Genomic DNA, 16,424 nt, shown 5'->3' on the forward strand with positions numbered 1-16,424 from the left:
CCTGCCGACAGCAGCCGCCAGTCAATGCAGGTCGAAGGTGTCGGCGTCCAGGTTGGCCGGGAATTTGGTGCGGTAAGCGGCCAACTCCGCTGCGCTGAGCACCACCGTGAACACGCCGTCCGCCTCACCGGCGCTCAACAGGCTCTCGCCCTGGAAATCCAGCACCTGGCTGTCGCCGGAATACGCAAACCCTTTGCCGTCGGTGCCCACGCGGTTTACCGCAGCCACATAGCACAGGTTCTCGATGCCCCGCGCCGGCAACAGGCGGTTCCAGTGCTGGCGACGCGCAGCGGGCCAGTTGGCGGTGTACAGCAGCAGGTCGGTGTCCTGGGCATCGCGGCTCCACACCGGGAAGCGAAGGTCGTAGCAAATCAGCGGGCGGATACGCCAGCCCTTGAGCTCGAACTGCACCTGACGCTCCCCTGGGGTGTAATGCTTGTGCTCACCGGCCATGCGGAACAGGTGACGCTTGTCGTAATGCAGGATCTCACCATCCGGCCGCGCCCACAGCAAGCGGTTGCGATGGCTACCGTCGGCTGCCTGAATGATGACGCTACCGGTGATCACCGCGCCGTGCTTCCTGGCCTGGGCCTTCAACCACTTGTAGGTTGGCCCGTTTTCCTGTTCGGCCAGGCTTTCGGACTGCATCGAAAACCCTGTGGTGAACATTTCTGGCAGGATCACCAGGTCCACCTCGCCCACGTGCTCCAGCAGCACTTCGAAATGCGCGTAGTTGGCCTCGCGGTCGTGCCAGGCGAGTGTGGTTTGCACCAAGGCAATTTTCAGATTCGGCAGCGTACTCAAATCGCGCATAGTTTCTCCGCTGCCTGGCGCAGCGTCTCCTCTCGTTTGGCAAAGCACAGGCGCACCAGGCGCTGCCCGGTGATGGCCTGCTGGTAGAACACCGACACGGGGATGGTCGCCACCCCGTGCTCGCGGGTGAGCCACAGCGACATCTGCACATCGTCCAGGTCGGGGCGTATGTGCGAGTAGTCCACCAACTGGAAATAGGTGCCTGCGGTGGGTGTGAACGTAAACCGCGAACCCGCCAGTAAACCGCAGAAGAGGTCGCGCTTGGCCTGGTAGAACGCGGGCAACTGCTCGACATGTTCAGGGTGCGCGGCCATGAAGTCGGCCAGGGCACACTGCAGCGGGGTGACGCCGCAGAAGTTCACGTACTGGTGCACCTTGCGCAGTTCTGCGCTGAGCGCTGGCGGTGCGATCACGTAGCCGGTCTTCCAGCCAGTGACGTGGTAGGTCTTGCCGAACGAACTGACCACGAACGCGCGCCGATACAACTGCTCATGGGCCAGCACGCTGGCATGGCGGGCACCGTCGTACACCAGGTGTTCGTAGACTTCATCGCTGACCACGAACACGTCGCGCTCGCCGATCAGTGCAGCGAGCTGGTTCAGGTCTTCGTGAGTGACCAGCGCGCCGCTGGGGTTGTGCGGCGAGTTGAGAATGACCATGCGGGTACGCGGGCTCAGGGCATCCGCGAACCGCTGCCAGTCGATACGAAAGTCACCGTCACCAAGCTGCACGTGTACACAGCGCCCCCCCGCCAGTTGCACAGAGGGTTCGTAGCTGTCGTAGCAAGGGTCAAAGACGATCACTTCGTCACCGGGATGAACCACCGCCTGGATGGCGCAGAAAATCGCCTCGGTGGCACCGGGCGTGATGGTCACTTCCTGGTCGGCATCGACCTGGGCCCCGTACAACCGCTGCACCTTGGCCGCCACCTGCTGGCGCAGCGCAGGCAAACCGGTCATCGGCGAATACTGGTTGTGCCCGGCAGCCACATGGCGCCCTACCGCGTCGAGCAGCGCCTGTGGCCCATTGAAGTCAGGGAAACCCTGCGACAGGTTCAGCGCACCCGTCTGCGCGGCAAGCTGAGACATGGTCGTGAAAATGGTAGTGCCGACATCCGGCAGTTTACTGCTGATCATGTCTCCCCCCTTTCCTAGCTGCAAGCTGCAAGCTGCAAGCTGCAAGCTGCAAGCCGTGAGCCGTGAGCCGTGAGCCGCGAGCTTGAAGCTGCAAGATAAAAGCAAAGATAACGCGGTCTGCCTTTACTTGCAGCTTGCAGCTTGCAGCTTGCAGCTTGTAGCTTGCCGCTGCTTTACCGCTTGTCGCGGCGTTTTTTCTCGGCTTTTTTGTGGTGGGACATCAAGCGGCGTTTCTTGTTGACCTGGCGGTCGGTCAGGGTGTTTTTCTTGCCTTCGTACGGGTTGTCACCACCCTTGTACTCAATGCGGATCGGCGTACCGACCAGCTTCAGTACCCGGCGGTAGGTGTTTTCCAGGTAACGGGAGTACGACTTCGGAATCTTGTCGGTCTGGTTGCCGTGGATCACGATCAGCGGCGGGTTGGCGCCACCCAGGTGGGCATAACGCAGCTTGATGCGGCGGCCGTTGACCAGCGGCGGCTGGTGTTCGCTGACCGCATCCTCGAGGATCTGGGTCAGGCGGCTGGTCGGCCAGCGGGTGACCGCAGACAGGAATGCAGCCTGTACCGACTTGTACAAGTGGCCTACCCCAGTGCCGTGAAGCGCCGAGATGAAGTGGATGTCGGCAAAATCGACGAAGAACAGCCGGCGCTCCAGCTCGGTCTTCACGTAGTCGCGCTCACCCGGCTCCATGCCGTCCCACTTGTTCAGGGCGATGACAATGGCACGGCCCGCTTCCAGGGCAAAGCCCAGCAGGTTGAGGTCGTGGTCAACCACCCCTTCGCGGGCATCCATGACGAAGATGACCACGTTGGCGTCCTTGATCGCCTGCAGCGTCTTCACCACCGAGAACTTCTCGACTTCCTCGTGGATCTTGCCGCGCTTGCGCACACCCGCCGTGTCGATGAAGGTGTACTTGTCACCATCACGCTCGAACGGGATGTAGATACTGTCACGGGTAGTGCCTGGCTGGTCGTACACCACCACCCGCTCTTCGCCGAGCATGCGGTTTACCAGCGTCGACTTGCCCACGTTCGGGCGGCCGATGATGGCGATCTTGATGCCATCCTTCTCGCTCGGGCCCGGAATGCGCACGGCCTCCTCGCCTTCGGCCACGTCGGCGTCCAGCGCGTCTTCGACCTGGTCGCGCGGGATGTGACCCAGCACGGCTTCCATCAAGGCGTTGATGCCGCGCCCCTGGGAACCTGCTACCGGAATGGCATTGCCCATGCCCAGCGGCGAAAATTCGGCGCGGGCAACATCGGCGTCGATGTTGTCGATCTTGTTGGCAACCAGAATCGCTTCTTTGTTGCGCTTGCGCAGGTGCTCGGCAATCATCTGGTCGGCGGCAGTCATGCCGGCACGGGCATCCACCAGGAACAGCACATAGTCGGCTTCTTCGATGGCCATCAGCGACTGCTCAGCCATCTTTTCGTCCATGCCCACTTCGTCACCGGTAATACCACCGGTATCGATCAGGATGAAGGATCGACCCTGCCAGCTGGCATCACCATACTGGCGGTCACGGGTCAGGCCCGACAGGTCACCGACGATGGCATCGCGGGTTTTGGTCAGGCGGTTGAACATGGTGGATTTGCCAACGTTCGGGCGGCCCACCAGGGCAATTACGGGAACCATTGGCTCTCCACTCTTGAATTCTTGAAAATGCAAAGGCCGCTGCAAGGCAGCGGCCGGAGTTCGGGCGGCGTGTCCTACGCCGCGGCCTGAAGCCCTATCAAGGCTTCAAGCATAGCTTCAGCGGATGGTCAGTGCCTCGAGCTTGCCGCTGTTGCCAAATACATAGATGGTGTCGCCGACCACCAGTGGTCGGGCGCGCAGGCCATCGCTGTCGATACGCTCACGGCCAACGAAGCGGCCATCGACCTGGCTCAGCAGGTGCAGGTAGCCTTCGAAGTCACCCACTGCCACGTAGCTGCTGTACACCTCCGGGGCGGTCAGCTGCCGGCGAGCCATGGCATCGTTGGACCAGATGGCGCTGGAAGAACGCTCGTCCACCCCTTCGACGGTACCGGACGCTTCGCTGACGTAGACGTTGCCGAAGCCCTGGGCCACACCCACATAGCTGGAGGCGTCGCGCTGCCAGATCACCCGGCCGCTTTCCAGGTCCAGGCCCGCAACGCGGCCCTGATAGGTACTGACGTACAGGGTACCACCGGAGAGCAGCAACCCGCCGTCGATATCCACAACACGGTCCAGCTCGGAGCGGCCCTTGGGAATGGCCACGCGGCTTTCCCACACGGGTACGCCGTTGCTGATATCCACCGCAACCACCTTGCCGGTGGACAGGCCGGCCACGGCCAGGCGGTTGGTGGCGATTGGCGCGCCGGTGCCACGCAGTGTCAGCACGGCGGGGCTGCTTTCGTAGATCCAGCGACGATCACCGGTAGCCGCGTCCAGGCCGATCAGGCGATCGTCCTGGGTTTGTACAACGACCACATCACCGTTGTTGGCAGGCGGCGCCAGTACTTCGCTGGTCACCCGCGAACGCCAGCGCTCTTCACCAGTGCTCGAGTCCAGGGCGATCACTTCACCCTTGAGGGTGCCGAGCATCACCAGGCCGTAGCCCACGCCGACAGCGCCGGACACTGGCAGGTCAAGGTCCTTGTTCCACACCACGTTACCGGTGATGCGATCAAGGGCATAAACGTCGCCCTTCACGTCGGACGCGTAGATGCGGTCGTTTTCAATGGCCGGCACCAGGGTGTTGTAGGTTTCGCCCTGGCCGTCACCAATCGAACGGCTCCACTGCTTTTTCAGCACCACTTCCTCGGTGAACTTGGTCAGCTCGGCCGGGGGCAGTTCCTTCTTGCTGTTGCTGCTGCAACCTGCGGCCAGTACGGCCAAGGTCAGCACTGCTGCTTGTTTCCAACCGATCACTTACGCGTCCCCTTTGGCCAGGTCATCCAGCTTCAATTGCAAGCCACCGACCGCCGCCTCGTCGGACAGCGCAGCCTTGGCTTTTTCGTAAGCGCTGTGGGCGTCGTCAGCGCGCCCCAGCTGCACCAGCAGGTCACCCTTCAACTCTTCACGGCTGGCCAGAAACGCCCTGTCAGCGTCGCCGTCCAGCAGCTTGAGGGCATCCTCGGCCTTGTTCTGAGCGGCCATCACCCGTGCCAGGCGCTGGCGGGAAATCTCGCCCAGGGTAGTATCGGCGGGCTTGTCCACCACAGACTTGAGCTCGGCAGCGGCGTCGTCAAGCTTGCCGGTTTCTACCGCCACCTTGGCCACGAACAGGCTACCGTACTGGGCATAGGCGGTACCGCCGAACTCGCTCTTGAGCTTGCCGGCCAGTTCCGCAACCTTGGTCGCGTCAGGCTGGCCGCTGGGCGTCAGGCTGGTTTCCAGCAAGGCCTGGTACAGCTGCGAAGCACCTTGCGACTGGTTGTTCTGGTACTTGTGCCAGGTATTCCAGCCCAGCACCACCACACCCGCCAACAGGGCGCCGGTCAGCAGCGGCTTGCCGTTGCGGTTCCACCAGTCCTTGACCCCTACCAGTTCATCATCGGTACTCGACACCCCAATACTCCTTTTCGCCTATTCGCTTGTTGAACCGCGTTACGCCTGGGCGATCGCGGTTTCCAGGTGCTCTGCAAGAGCATCCCAGGCAATGTTCTGTTGTTCGCCCTGACCGCGCAGGGGCTTGAAGCCGATCTCCTGGCTGGCCAGTTCGTCGTCGCCGAGAATCAGGGCGAACAGCGCGCCACTCTTATCGGCCTTCTTGAACTGGCTCTTGAAGCTGCCAGCACCGGCGTTGACCGCCAGGCGCAGGCCCGGCAGGCGATCGCGCAACTGTTCCGACAGGCGCAACCCGGCCAGTTCGGCCTGCTCGCCGAAGGCGCACAGGTAGACGTCGACCTGACGGCTGATGGATTCAGGCACCTTGCCGAGCGTTTCCAGCAGCAGGATCAGGCGTTCGATACCCATGGCGAAACCAACGCCGGGGGTCGGCTTGCCGCCCATCTGCTCGACCAGGCCATCGTAACGCCCACCCGCACACACCGTGCCTTGGGCGCCGAGTTTGTCGGTGACCCACTCGAAGACGGTCTTGCTGTAGTAGTCCAGGCCACGCACCAGCTTGGTATTGAGCTGGAACGGGATACCGGCAGCGTCCAGGCGCGCCTTGAGGCCTTCGAAGTGCACCCGCGACTCGTCGTCCAGGTAGTCTTCGAGCTTCGGTGCGCCCACCAGCACCGCCTGAGTGTTCTGGTCCTTGCTGTCGAGGATGCGCAGCGGGTTGCTCTTCAGGCGGCGCTGGCTGTCTTCATCGAGCTGCTCCAGGCGCGCCGAGAGGAACTCGACCAGCGCATCACGGTAGCGGGCCCGTGCTTCGCTGGTGCCCAGGCTGTTGAGTTCCAGCTTGACCGCGTCCTGGATGCCCAGCAGGCCCCACAGGCGCCAGGTGAGCATGATCAGTTCGGCATCGATGTCCGGGCCGTCCAGGTTGAACACTTCCACACCGATCTGGTGGAACTGGCGGTAGCGGCCTTTCTGTGGGCGCTCGTGGCGGAACATCTGGCCGATGTACCACAGTTTCTGCACCTGGCCGTTGCCGGTGATGCCATGCTCCAGCACCGCACGCACGCACGCCGCCGTGCCCTCGGGGCGCAGGGTCAGCGAATCGCCGTTGCGGTCCTCGAAGGTGTACATCTCCTTTTCGACGATGTCGGTCACTTCGCCGATCGAGCGTTTGAACAGCTCGGTGAACTCCACGATGGGCGTGCGGATCTGGCTGTACCCGTAGGTGTCCAGCAGGCCGGCAACGGTACCTTCGAAGTAGCGCCACAGCGGCGACTGTTCTGGCAGGATGTCGTTCATGCCACGGATGGCTTGCAGCGATTTGCTCACGAATAGTCCTTACGAATTCTGTGTATCAGCCACGGGCAATCAGTGCCGCGTCGGCTTCGGCCTTTTCGGCCGCTTTCTGGCGAATGAGCTTTTCCAGCTCATCCACCAGGTTGTCATTGGTGAGCTTCTGTGCCGGCTTGCCGTCGATGTACACCAGGTTCGGCGTACCACCCGTCAGGCCCACATGGGATTCCTTGGCTTCACCGGGGCCGTTGACCACGCAGCCGATCACTGCAACGTCCAGCGGTACCAGCAGGTCTTCCAGCCGCCCCTCAAGCTCGTTCATGGTCTTGACCACATCGAAGTTCTGCCGCGAGCAGCTCGGGCAGGCGATGAAGTTGATGCCACGCGAACGCAGGTGCAGCGACTTGAGAATGTCGTAACCGACCTTCACTTCCTCGACCGGGTCGGCCGCAAGCGAAATACGGATGGTATCGCCAATGCCTTCGGCAAGCAGCATACCGAGGCCCACAGCAGATTTCACCGTCCCCGAGCGCAGGCCGCCGGCTTCGGTGATGCCCAGGTGCAACGGCTGCACGATCTGCTTGGCCAGCAGGCGATAGGCTTCGACAGCCATGAATACATCGGAGGCCTTGACGCTGACCTTGAAGTCCTGGAAGTTCAGGCGATCGAGATGCTCCACATGGCGCAACGCCGACTCTACCAGCGCAGCCGGGGTCGGCTCGCCATACTTCTTCTGCAGGTCCTTCTCCAGGGAGCCTGCGTTGACGCCGATACGGATCGGAATACCCCGGTCGCGGGCGGCATCCACTACAGCCCGCACACGGTCCTCACGGCCGATGTTGCCAGGGTTGATACGCAGGCAGTCCACACCCAGTTCGGCCACGCGCAGGGCAATCTTGTAGTCGAAGTGGATGTCGGCCACCAACGGGACGCTGACCTGCTGCTTGATGCGGCCGAAGGCCTCGGCAGCGTCCATGTCCGGTACCGAGACGCGCACGATGTCGACGCCGGCATCGACCAGACGCTGGATCTGCCCGACGGTAGCCGCCACATCGTTGGTGTCGGTGTTGGTCATGCTCTGTACTGCAATGGGGGCATCACCACCCACCGGCACATTGCCGACCCAGATTTTGCGGGATTCGCGACGTTTGATCGGGGATTCGCCGTGCATGAGTTACTGTCCCAACTTCAGGCGAGCGGTTTCGCCACTGGTGAACGGGGCAACGTCGACGGGCTGGCCGTTGTAGCTGACCTGGGCGCCACGGGCAAAGCCCAGGCGTACCGCGAAGGGCGGCTTGCCGGTCAGTTCGAGGTTGTCCCCCTTGCGCTTGATGGCGCTGAACAGCACCTTGCCGTTGCCATCGGAAACCTGGGTCCAGCAATCGGCCACGAACTGGATGGCGACCTTGGCACTGCCCGCTGGCACGGCGGCTGGCTGAGCAGCGGCCTCGGCCGATGGCGCAGGGGTGGCCGGTGCACTGGGTGCCGCCACGGTTGGGCTGACGGTGCTGGGGGCAGGTGCCTGTTGCACCGTGGCCGGGCTGCTGGCCGGGGCCGTGGCGGCCGCAGGCGCCTGTTCGGCAGTGGCGGCTTGCTGGCCGGCCGTGTTCTGCTCCAGAGGCAACGGCGCGCTCTCGGGCTGCTGCCCTGCCGAAACCGCCTGGTCTTCAGGCTCATCGAGCGGGTGGATCTGGGTGGTGCCGTCTGCGCTTTCGACCTCGACGTGTTCAAGGGCGATCTTCGACAGGTCCTTGCCACGCTGGCTGCCCTGGTCCTGCCACCAGGCGAAGCCGCCCCCTACCACCGCCAACAGCAGCAGCAGGCTGACGCCGCGCAGAATGTTATGGGACAGGCGCATGGGCTCCTCGATGCGGCCCAGCGAGTGCACGTCGCTGCCCTTGGCGTGGGTGCCGGTATAGCGGTCGAAGGCCTCGACCAGCGCGGCCTGGTCAAGGTCCATCAGCTTGGCGTAGGCACGGATATAGCCACGGGCGAAGGTGTGCCCCGGCAGCTTGTCGAAGGCGCCGGTTTCCACATGGTTCAACGAACTGAGGGTGAGGTTGAGCTTGCGGGCCACCTCGGCTTGGGACCAGTCCCGTTTTTCACGGGCCAGGCGCAAAAGCTCACCGGGGTTCTGGCCAGGCGCTACGGCTACTTCGGGATGCGCGGCGTTCATCGTTGCTCCGACAGGTATTGCTGATATTCCGGCGTACCGGGATAAAGTCGATGTAATTGCTGACCCAGCTCGGCCACTGTGCCTTGTTGGTCGAAGACCCTGGCAAGGCGGCTACCCAGCAACAGGCTACGGGCGTCGTGGTCGCTCAGCTGGCTGAAACGATCGTAGTAGTCCCGGGCCGGCACATAATGCCTGTTTTCGTAGGACAACTCAGCCATTTCCAGCAAGGCTTTCGGCTGCCGTTGATCCAACTGCAGTGCTTTGTGCAAATAGGCGTGCGCCTGGTCGCGGCGATCGAGCCGCAGGGCAGTCAGGCCGAGGTTCTCGAACACACGCGAGCGCTCAGGATACAGGGTATCGGCACTGGCCAGGCGAAACATCTGCTCGGCCTCGGCAAATCGCCCCTGAGCATAAAGGAAACTGCCGTAATTGTTGCGAATTCGTGTGGTGCCGGTACTGGCCTGCAGGGCCTGTCGAAAATGCCGCTCGGCCAGGGCGGGCTCACCTTCAGCTTGGTAAACCAGCGCCAGAGCCGCGTGGGCATCGCTGTCGTGGTTGTCCAGTGCCAGCGCCTGGCCCAGTGGCACCTTTGCCTGCCCGGTCAAACCCTGTTGCAAATAACCCAGGCCCAACTGCACGTAGGCGCGCCCCGCCTGCGCCCTGCCCTCGCGGCTGGCCAGCGGGTCGCCGGTGCCGCCCGACACGCAACCGGCCAGCAGCAGGAGCGCAAGGATCGACAGCGCGGCGCGCAGGGTCATGGGCAAGGTACCGGTTAGTGGCTGGCGGGGCTGTCTTGGCGCTCCACATCAGCCGAAAGCTGACGCACGGCAATGTAACGCTCGCTGCGGCGAGTGCGGTCGTTGACCTGGCCGACCAACTGACCACAGGCCGCGTCGATGTCTTCGCCACGGGTGGTACGGGTGGTGACGTTGAAACCACCGTGGTGCAGCATGTCCTGGAAGCGACGAATGGCATTGTTGCTCGGCCGCTCGTAGCCCGAGTGCGGGAACGGGTTGAACGGGATCAGGTTGATCTTGCACGGCACATCGCGCAGCAGTTCGATCATCTGTGCAGCGTGCTCGGGCTGATCGTTGACATCCTTGAGCAGCGTGTACTCGATGGTGAGCACGCGCTTGCCACCCAGGGTGTCCATGTAGCCCATGCACGATTGCAGCAGCATCTTCAGCGGGTACTTCTTGTTGATCGGTACCAGCTTGTTGCGCAACTCGTCGTTGGGCGCGTGCAGCGACAGGGCCAGCGACACATCGATGTGCTTGGCCAGCTCATCGATCATCGGCACCACGCCCGAGGTGGACAGGGTGACGCGACGCTTGGAGATGCCGTAGCCAAGGTCATCCATCATGATTTTCATGGCGGCGATGACGTTGTCGAAGTTAAGCAAGGGCTCGCCCATGCCCATCATGACCACGTTGGTAATCGCGCGGTCGATCTTGGCGGGGACGGTCCCGAAGGATTTGTTGGCAAGCCACACCTGGCCGATCACTTCGGCGGCAGTGAGGTTGCTGTTGAAGCCTTGCTTGCCGGTGGAGCAGAAGCTGCAGTCCAGGGCACAGCCGGCTTGCGACGACACGCACAGGGTGCCGCGATCTTCGGTAGGGATGTAGACGGTTTCGACGCAGCTGCCGGAGGCAACGCGGATGACCCATTTGCGGGTACCGTCAGCGGAAATGTCTTCACTGACCACTTCCGGTGGGCGAATTTCGGCAACGGCCTCGAGCTTTTCGCGCAAGACCTTGCCGACGTTCGTCATGGCGGCGAAATCATCGACGCCAAAATGGTGAATCCATTTCATCACCTGGCCGGCACGGAAGCGTTTCTCCCCGATCGAGTCGAAGAATTGTTCCATTTCCGGCTGGGTCAGACCCAACAGGTTGATTTTGCCAGTAGATGTCGTCATGGATTCACCCTCACCCGTAAGCTTTCGCTTAGCGAGTGGTTACCTCGGTAGCAGCGAAGAAGTAAGCGATTTCGCGAGCAGCAGCAGCTTCGGAGTCCGAACCGTGAACGGCGTTGGCGTCGATGGACTCGGCGAAGTCGGCACGGATGGTACCGGCAGCAGCTTCTTTAGGGTTGGTGGCACCCATCAGCTCACGGTTCTTGGCGATGGCGTTCTCGCCTTCCAGAACCTGAACAACTACCGGGCCGGAAGTCATGAAGGCAACCAGGTCACCGAAGAAGCCGCGCTCGCTGTGCTCGGCGTAGAAGCCTTCAGCTTCGGCCTTGGACAGTTGCTTGATTTTCGAGGCAACGATTTTCAGACCGGCTTCTTCGAAGCGGCTGGTGATCTTGCCGATGACGTTCTTGGCAACGGCGTCAGGCTTGATGATGGAGAAGGTACGTTGAACAGCCATGGATAACTCCAGAATATGAGTGTTGCGAAAAATTAAACCCGCGAATTATACGCGGGTTCCGGGGGATTGCCTAACCTGCAGATAACGCTTAATCGGCTTCGTCGATCCAGGCGGCCTGGATAGCTTCGAGCACTTTCTCACCGCCGCGTGACGGATCGTCGCTGAAGCCTGGCAATGCCAGCACCCAGCGGTGCAGGTCGACGAAATTCACATAACGAGGATCGACGTCAGGCTTGCTTTCTGCAAGCTCGATGGCGATATCAAGTACATCAACCCATTTCAGACTCATGTACTGGCCCTCAGTGCGGTGCTTCGGCAGCATGGTTGAGCGAATACTTGGGGATCTCGATGGTGAGGTCCTGGTCCTTTACCACCACCTGGCAACCCAGGCGCGACTGGGCTTCCAGGCCCCAGGCCTTGTCCAGCATGTCCTCTTCCAGCTCGTCGGCTTCTTCGAGGGAGTCGAAGCCCTTGCGCACGATGCAGTGGCAGGTGGTGCAGGCCTTGACCCCACCACAGGCACTTTCCATCTCGATGTGATGATCGTGGGCCAGCTCCAGGATATTGGTCCCGGCCGGCACCTCCACGGTCAGCCCCTCAGGGCAGAATTTCTCATGCGGCAGGAATGTCACCAGCGGCATCGATTACTCCTCGATCTCATTCAGGTTGCGCCCGGCCAGTGCGGCTTTGACCGTCGAATCAAGGCGACGGGCGGCAAATGCATCGGTCACCTGCGACAGACGCTTGGTCTGTTGCTCGATGGCAGCGCCATCAGTGCCGGCCAGCAAATCACGTAGTTCTTGCATCTGGAATTCGATAGCCTGGCGCTCTTCGCCGCTGAGCAGGCGCTCGCCATCGGCGTCCAGGGCGCCTTGTACCGCCTCCAAGAGGCGCTCGCCGTCCACCTGGTGCTCGCGCAGCTGACGTGCCTGCTTGTCGGTGCCGGCATGCTGGAAGGAGTCTTTGAGCATGCGGGCGATTTCACCGTCGGTCAGGCCGTAAGACGGCTTCACCTGAATGCTCGCCTCCACGCCCGAAGCCAGTTCGCGCGCCGCGACGCTGAGCAGGCCATCGGCGTCCACCTGGAAGGTCACGCGGATTTTCGCAGCACCGGCAACCATGGCCGGAATGCCGCGCAGCTCAAAGCGGGCCAGCGAGCGGCAGTCGCTGATGAGCTCGCGCTCACCCTGCAGCACGTGGATCATCATGGCCGTCTGGCCATCCTTGTAGGTGGTGAATTCCTGGGCGCGGGCCACCGGGATGGTGGTATTGCGCGGGATCACCTTCTCCATCAGCCCGCCCATGGTCTCAAGCCCCAGGGACAGCGGGATCACGTCCAGCAGCAACAGCTCACCGCCTTCGCGGCGGTTGCCGGCCAGGGTATCGGCCTGGATGGCAGCGCCAATGGCCACCACCTGGTCGGGGTCGATCGAGGTCAGCGGGGCACGGCCAAACAGCGTACCCACCGCGTCGCGCACGCGCGGCACGCGGGTAGAGCCGCCCACCATGACCACGGCGCTGACGTCTTCGAGTTCCACACCGCTGTCACGCACGGCGCGGCGGCAGGCCTTGAGGCTGCGGGCGACCATGGGCTCGATCATGGCGTCGAAGGCCGCTCGGCTGAGCTCGCCCTGCCAGGCACCATGGCTGACCGCAACCACGTCGGCGTCGGTGAGGGCTTCCTTGGCCGCGCAGGCGGCTTGCAGCAGGGCACGCTGGGTAGCCGGGTCGAGGTCGGACGACAAGCCCGCCTGCTCGATGATCCAGCCAGCAATGGCATGGTCGAAATCGTCACCGCCCAAGGCAGTATCACCGCCAGTGGCCAGCACCTCGAACACACCTGCAGTCAGGCGCAGGATGGAGATATCGAAGGTACCACCACCCAGGTCGTAGATGGCCACCACGCCTTCGGCGTTCTGGTCCAGCCCGTAGGCCACGGCAGCGGCAGTAGGCTCGTTGAGCAGGCGCAGCACGTTCAGGCCGGCCAGGCGCGCAGCGTCCTTGGTGGCCTGGCGCTGGGCATCGTCGAAGTAGGCAGGCACGGTAATCACCGCGCCCACCAGGTCGCCGCCAAGGGTAGCCTCGGCACGCTCGCGCAGTACCTTGAGGATGTCTGCCGACACTTGTACCGGGCTCTTTGGCCCCTGGACGGTATCGATGAACGGCATGTGCGACTCGCCGCCAACAAAGCGGTAGGGCAGTTGCTCACCCAGTTGCTTGACGTCTGCCAGGCCACGCCCCATCAGGCGCTTGACCGAGAGCACGGTATTGAACGGGTCGCTGGAGGCGGCATCACGTGCAGCCTGGCCGACTTCGCTGCGCCCTTCGAGGTAGCGCACCGCCGACGGCAGAATGACATTGCCCTGCGCATCGGGCAGGGGCTCGCTGACACCGCTGCGCAGTGCAGCGACCAGAGAATTGGTAGTACCCAGGTCGATTCCCACCGCCAGGCGGCGCTGGTGCGGCTGAGGGGTTTGACCGGGTTCGGCAATCTGCAGTAGGGCCATGCTTATCTGAGTACCTTAGGTGCCATCACGGGCAGCACCGGGTTAATCGTCGAGGCGCTCTTCGAGTTGGCGCACTTCTTGGGCGAGCTTGTCGAGGAACTGCATGCGGCGCATCAGGCGCTCGGCCTGCTCGCGCTCTGCAGCAACATCCCAGCAGGCGGCGAAATCGTCGTTCAGCGTGTCCTGGGCAACCTTCAGGCGCTTCTTGAACACGGCAACGCCGTCGAGATCCGCTTCATCCTGCAGCTCTTCGAGCTCTTCACGCCACTGCATCTGCTGCAACAGGAAGTCCGGGTCGTGGACCGTGACTTCCTGGGGCACTTCGTGGCCACCGATGGCCAGCAGGTAGCGTGCGCGGCGCGGCGCGCTGCGCAAGGTCTGGTACGCATCGTTGAGGGCTGCGGACTTTTCCAGCGCCACGCGCTGCTCACGCTCGGAAGCGTCGGCAAAGCGATCAGGATGAACATCACGGGCCAACGCGCGATAGCGAGTGGCCAGCTCGTCGAGATCCAGGCGGAAGCTTGGCTGCAGGTCGAATAATGCGAAGTGACAAGGAGTACCCACGGCCAGCCTCAGACGTTGAAGCTTTCGCCGCAGCCACACTCACCGCGCACGTTGGGGTTGTTGAACTTGAAGCCTTCGTTCAACCCTTCCTTGACGAAGTCCAGCTCGGTACCGTCAAGGTAGACCAGGCTCTTGGGATCGATGATCACCTTGACACCATGGTTCTCGAACACCTCGTCTTCCGCAGCCAGCTCGTCGACGAACTCCAGCACGTAGGCCAGGCCCGAGCAGCCGGTGGTGCGCACGCCCAGGCGAATGCCTTCACCCTTGCCGCGCCCTTCCAGGGAACGCCGCACGTGGTTGGCGGCGGCTTCTGTCATGCTGATAGCCATCAGAGCTCCTTACCTCGCAACAGGCGACTTAGATCAAGCCTTTTTTCTGCTTGTAATCGCGTACAGCTGCCTTGATGGCATCTTCGGCGAGTACCGAGCAGTGGATCTTGACCGGCGGCAACGCCAGTTCTTCGGCCAGCTGGGTGTTCTTGATGGTTTCGGCTTCGTCCAGGGTCTTGCCCTTCATCCACTCGGTGGCCAGAGAGCTGGAAGCGATGGCCGAACCGCAGCCGTAGGTCTTGAACTTGGCGTCTTCGATGACGCCCTGCTCGTTGACCTTGATTTGCAGACGCATCACGTCGCCACACGCAGGGGCGCCGACCATGCCGGTACCGACATCGGGGTCCTCGGCATTCATCTTGCCGACGTTGCGCGGGTTTTCGTAGTGGTCGATGACCTTTTCACTGTATGCCATGGTGCAATTCCTTCCTCATCAGGGAGCCGCTCTTGCCGGCGACTGCTTAGTGGGCGGCCCACTCGATCTTGGAGATGTCAACGCCGTCTTTGTACATATCCCACAGCGGCGACAGTTCACGCAGTTTGTTCACCGCCTCGCAGACTTTCTGCGCGGCGTAGTCCACTTCTGCCTCGGTGGTGAAGCGGCCGAAGGAGAAACGGATCGAGCTGTGCGCCAGCTCGTCGTTGCGGCCCAGCGCACGCAGTACGTACGAAGGCTCGAGCGAAGCGGATGTGCAGGCCGAACCGGACGATACAGCAATGTCCTTCAGCGACATCAGCAGCGACTCGCCTTCGACATAGTTGAAGCTCAGGTTCAGGTTGTGCGGCACACGAGCAGTCTGGCTGCCATTGACGTACAGCTCTTCCAGGCTGGAAACCTGCTTGAAGAAGCGGTCGCTCAGGGCCTTGATGCGCACGTTCTCGGCGGCCATTTCCTGCTTGGCGATGGCGAAGGCTTCGCCCATGCCAACGATCTGGTGGGTTGGCAGGGTGCCCGAACGCATGCCGCGCTCGTGGCCACCGCCATGAATGGTGGCTTCAAGGCGTACCCGCGGTTTGCGGCTGACATACAGCGCGCCGATCCCTTTGGGGCCGTAGACCTTGTGCGCCGAGAACGACATCAGGTCGACCTTGAGCTTTTGCAGGTCGATTTCGACCTTGCCGGCGGACTGCGCAGCGTCGACGTGGAACAGCACACCGCGCGAGCGGGTGAGTTCGCCAATGGCGGCGATGTCGTTGATCGAGCCGACTTCGTTGTTCACGTGCATCAGCGACACCAGGATGGTGTCATCGCGCAGCACCGCCTCAACCATGGCCGGGGTGACGACGCCGTCTGCGCCTGGCTCGAGGTAGGTCACTTCAAAGCCTTCACGCTCCAGCTGGCGAGCCGTGTCCAGGACCGCCTTGTGCTCGATCTTGGAGGTGATGATGTGCTTGCCCTTGGTGTGATAGAAGTGCGCGACACCTTTAAGGGCGAGGTTGTCAGACTCGGTGGCACCGCTGGTCCAGACGATCTCGCGCGGGTCGGCATTGATCAGTTCGGCAACCTGGCGACGGCCGTGCTCGACCGCTTCTTCGGCCTTCCAGCCGAAAACGTGGGAGCGCGAGGCAGGGTTACCGAAGTTGCCGTCCGCCGTCAGGCAGTCGGCCATCTTCTGGGCCACGCGTGGGTCAACCGGCGTGGTCGCGGAGTAATCGAGGTAGATCGGCAACTTCATTTTTCTCTCCTATCAGGCG

General features: G+C 62.4%; 18 protein-coding genes. All 18 read right to left on the reverse strand.

Annotated elements, in window-relative coordinates:
* Positions 1-21: 21 nt before the first annotated feature.
* The 18 genes from PPA02S_RS10260 to PPA02S_RS10345 all read right to left on the reverse strand — a co-directional run bounded on the left by PPA02S_RS10260 (position 22) and on the right by PPA02S_RS10345 (position 16,405).
* Entirely contained in the window at positions 22-813 is a 792-nt protein-coding gene (locus PPA02S_RS10260) for an amidohydrolase (RefSeq protein ID WP_028631577.1), read from the reverse strand.
* Positions 801-1,949 (reverse strand): pyridoxal phosphate-dependent aminotransferase, encoded by a 1,149-nt coding sequence (locus PPA02S_RS10265; RefSeq protein WP_028631578.1) that lies wholly within the window; start codon positions 1,947-1,949, stop codon positions 801-803. Before PPA02S_RS10265 ends, PPA02S_RS10260 begins: the two co-directional genes overlap by 13 nt.
* Before the next feature lie 173 nt (positions 1,950-2,122).
* Positions 2,123-3,586, reverse strand: a complete 1,464-nt coding sequence (gene der / locus PPA02S_RS10270) for a ribosome biogenesis GTPase Der (protein WP_028631579.1) — start codon at positions 3,584-3,586, stop codon at positions 2,123-2,125.
* 117 nt (positions 3,587-3,703) lie between these two features.
* Positions 3,704-4,846 (reverse strand): outer membrane protein assembly factor BamB, encoded by a 1,143-nt coding sequence (bamB, locus tag PPA02S_RS10275; protein WP_028631580.1) that lies wholly within the window; start codon positions 4,844-4,846, stop codon positions 3,704-3,706.
* On the reverse strand, positions 4,847-5,485 hold the full coding sequence (locus tag PPA02S_RS10280) for a tetratricopeptide repeat protein (protein ID WP_028631581.1): 639 nt from the start codon (positions 5,483-5,485) through the stop codon (positions 4,847-4,849).
* 39 nt (positions 5,486-5,524) lie between these two features.
* Positions 5,525-6,814: a histidine--tRNA ligase gene (hisS, locus tag PPA02S_RS10285; RefSeq protein ID WP_028631582.1), complete on the reverse strand. Its 1,290-nt coding sequence runs from the start codon at positions 6,812-6,814 to the stop codon at positions 5,525-5,527.
* 25 nt (positions 6,815-6,839) lie between these two features.
* Positions 6,840-7,949, reverse strand: a complete 1,110-nt coding sequence (gene ispG, locus PPA02S_RS10290) for a flavodoxin-dependent (E)-4-hydroxy-3-methylbut-2-enyl-diphosphate synthase (protein ID WP_028631583.1) — start codon at positions 7,947-7,949, stop codon at positions 6,840-6,842.
* A gap of 3 nt (positions 7,950-7,952) precedes the next feature.
* Entirely contained in the window at positions 7,953-8,954 is a 1,002-nt protein-coding gene (locus PPA02S_RS10295) for a RodZ domain-containing protein (RefSeq protein WP_028631584.1), read from the reverse strand.
* The gene (gene pilW / locus PPA02S_RS10300; RefSeq protein WP_028631585.1) at positions 8,951-9,712 is read right to left on the reverse strand and encodes a type IV pilus biogenesis/stability protein PilW; all 762 of its coding nucleotides are present in this window, start codon (positions 9,710-9,712) and stop codon (positions 8,951-8,953) included. The genes PPA02S_RS10295 and pilW overlap by 4 nt, the downstream gene beginning before the upstream one ends.
* A gap of 14 nt (positions 9,713-9,726) precedes the next feature.
* On the reverse strand, positions 9,727-10,872 hold the full coding sequence (gene rlmN / locus PPA02S_RS10305) for a dual-specificity RNA methyltransferase RlmN (protein WP_028631586.1): 1,146 nt from the start codon (positions 10,870-10,872) through the stop codon (positions 9,727-9,729).
* A 28-nt stretch (positions 10,873-10,900) separates the two neighbouring features.
* Positions 10,901-11,326 carry a nucleoside-diphosphate kinase gene (gene ndk / locus PPA02S_RS10310; RefSeq protein WP_028631587.1) on the reverse strand — a complete coding sequence of 142 codons (426 nt, stop codon included), beginning with the start codon at positions 11,324-11,326 and terminating at the stop codon, positions 10,901-10,903.
* A gap of 88 nt (positions 11,327-11,414) precedes the next feature.
* On the reverse strand, positions 11,415-11,615 hold the full coding sequence (iscX, locus tag PPA02S_RS10315; RefSeq protein ID WP_028631588.1) for a Fe-S cluster assembly protein IscX: 201 nt from the start codon (positions 11,613-11,615) through the stop codon (positions 11,415-11,417).
* Positions 11,616-11,625: 10 nt separating this feature from the next.
* Complete coding sequence (gene fdx / locus PPA02S_RS10320; RefSeq protein ID WP_028631589.1) at positions 11,626-11,967, reverse strand: ISC system 2Fe-2S type ferredoxin; 342 nt, start codon at positions 11,965-11,967, stop codon at positions 11,626-11,628.
* A gap of 3 nt (positions 11,968-11,970) precedes the next feature.
* The gene (gene hscA, locus PPA02S_RS10325) at positions 11,971-13,833 is read right to left on the reverse strand and encodes a Fe-S protein assembly chaperone HscA (RefSeq protein WP_028631590.1); all 1,863 of its coding nucleotides are present in this window, start codon (positions 13,831-13,833) and stop codon (positions 11,971-11,973) included.
* A 42-nt stretch (positions 13,834-13,875) separates the two neighbouring features.
* Complete coding sequence (gene hscB / locus PPA02S_RS10330) at positions 13,876-14,397, reverse strand: co-chaperone HscB (protein ID WP_028631591.1); 522 nt, start codon at positions 14,395-14,397, stop codon at positions 13,876-13,878.
* A gap of 8 nt (positions 14,398-14,405) precedes the next feature.
* Positions 14,406-14,729, reverse strand: coding sequence for an iron-sulfur cluster assembly protein IscA (gene iscA, locus PPA02S_RS10335; protein WP_028631592.1), 324 nt, complete (start codon positions 14,727-14,729; stop codon positions 14,406-14,408).
* 28 nt (positions 14,730-14,757) lie between these two features.
* On the reverse strand, positions 14,758-15,144 hold the full coding sequence (gene iscU / locus PPA02S_RS10340) for a Fe-S cluster assembly scaffold IscU (protein WP_003248539.1): 387 nt from the start codon (positions 15,142-15,144) through the stop codon (positions 14,758-14,760).
* A gap of 46 nt (positions 15,145-15,190) precedes the next feature.
* Complete coding sequence (locus tag PPA02S_RS10345; RefSeq protein ID WP_028631593.1) at positions 15,191-16,405, reverse strand: IscS subfamily cysteine desulfurase; 1,215 nt, start codon at positions 16,403-16,405, stop codon at positions 15,191-15,193.
* Positions 16,406-16,424 lie beyond the last annotated feature (19 nt).

Source organism: Pseudomonas parafulva NBRC 16636 = DSM 17004 (assembly GCF_000730645.1).
Taxonomy (GTDB): Bacteria; Pseudomonadota; Gammaproteobacteria; order Pseudomonadales; family Pseudomonadaceae; genus Aquipseudomonas; species Aquipseudomonas parafulva.

Coding starts and splice junctions, on each gene's coding strand:
- PPA02S_RS10260 (WP_028631577.1), bottom strand. CDS start 813: ATGCGCGATTTGAGTACGCTGCCGAATCTGAAAATTGCCTTGGTGCAA.
- PPA02S_RS10265 (WP_028631578.1), bottom strand. CDS start 1,949: ATGATCAGCAGTAAACTGCCGGATGTCGGCACTACCATTTTCACGACC.
- der (WP_028631579.1), bottom strand. CDS start 3,586: ATGGTTCCCGTAATTGCCCTGGTGGGCCGCCCGAACGTTGGCAAATCC.
- ispG (WP_028631583.1), bottom strand. CDS start 7,949: ATGCACGGCGAATCCCCGATCAAACGTCGCGAATCCCGCAAAATCTGG.
- PPA02S_RS10295 (WP_028631584.1), bottom strand. CDS start 8,954: ATGAACGCCGCGCATCCCGAAGTAGCCGTAGCGCCTGGCCAGAACCCC.
- pilW (WP_028631585.1), bottom strand. CDS start 9,712: ATGACCCTGCGCGCCGCGCTGTCGATCCTTGCGCTCCTGCTGCTGGCC.
- rlmN (WP_028631586.1), bottom strand. CDS start 10,872: ATGACGACATCTACTGGCAAAATCAACCTGTTGGGTCTGACCCAGCCG.
- ndk (WP_028631587.1), bottom strand. CDS start 11,326: ATGGCTGTTCAACGTACCTTCTCCATCATCAAGCCTGACGCCGTTGCC.
- iscX (WP_028631588.1), bottom strand. CDS start 11,615: ATGAGTCTGAAATGGGTTGATGTACTTGATATCGCCATCGAGCTTGCA.
- fdx (WP_028631589.1), bottom strand. CDS start 11,967: ATGCCGCTGGTGACATTCCTGCCGCATGAGAAATTCTGCCCTGAGGGG.
- hscA (WP_028631590.1), bottom strand. CDS start 13,833: ATGGCCCTACTGCAGATTGCCGAACCCGGTCAAACCCCTCAGCCGCAC.
- iscA (WP_028631592.1), bottom strand. CDS start 14,729: ATGGCTATCAGCATGACAGAAGCCGCCGCCAACCACGTGCGGCGTTCC.
- iscU (WP_003248539.1), bottom strand. CDS start 15,144: ATGGCATACAGTGAAAAGGTCATCGACCACTACGAAAACCCGCGCAAC.
- PPA02S_RS10345 (WP_028631593.1), bottom strand. CDS start 16,405: ATGAAGTTGCCGATCTACCTCGATTACTCCGCGACCACGCCGGTTGAC.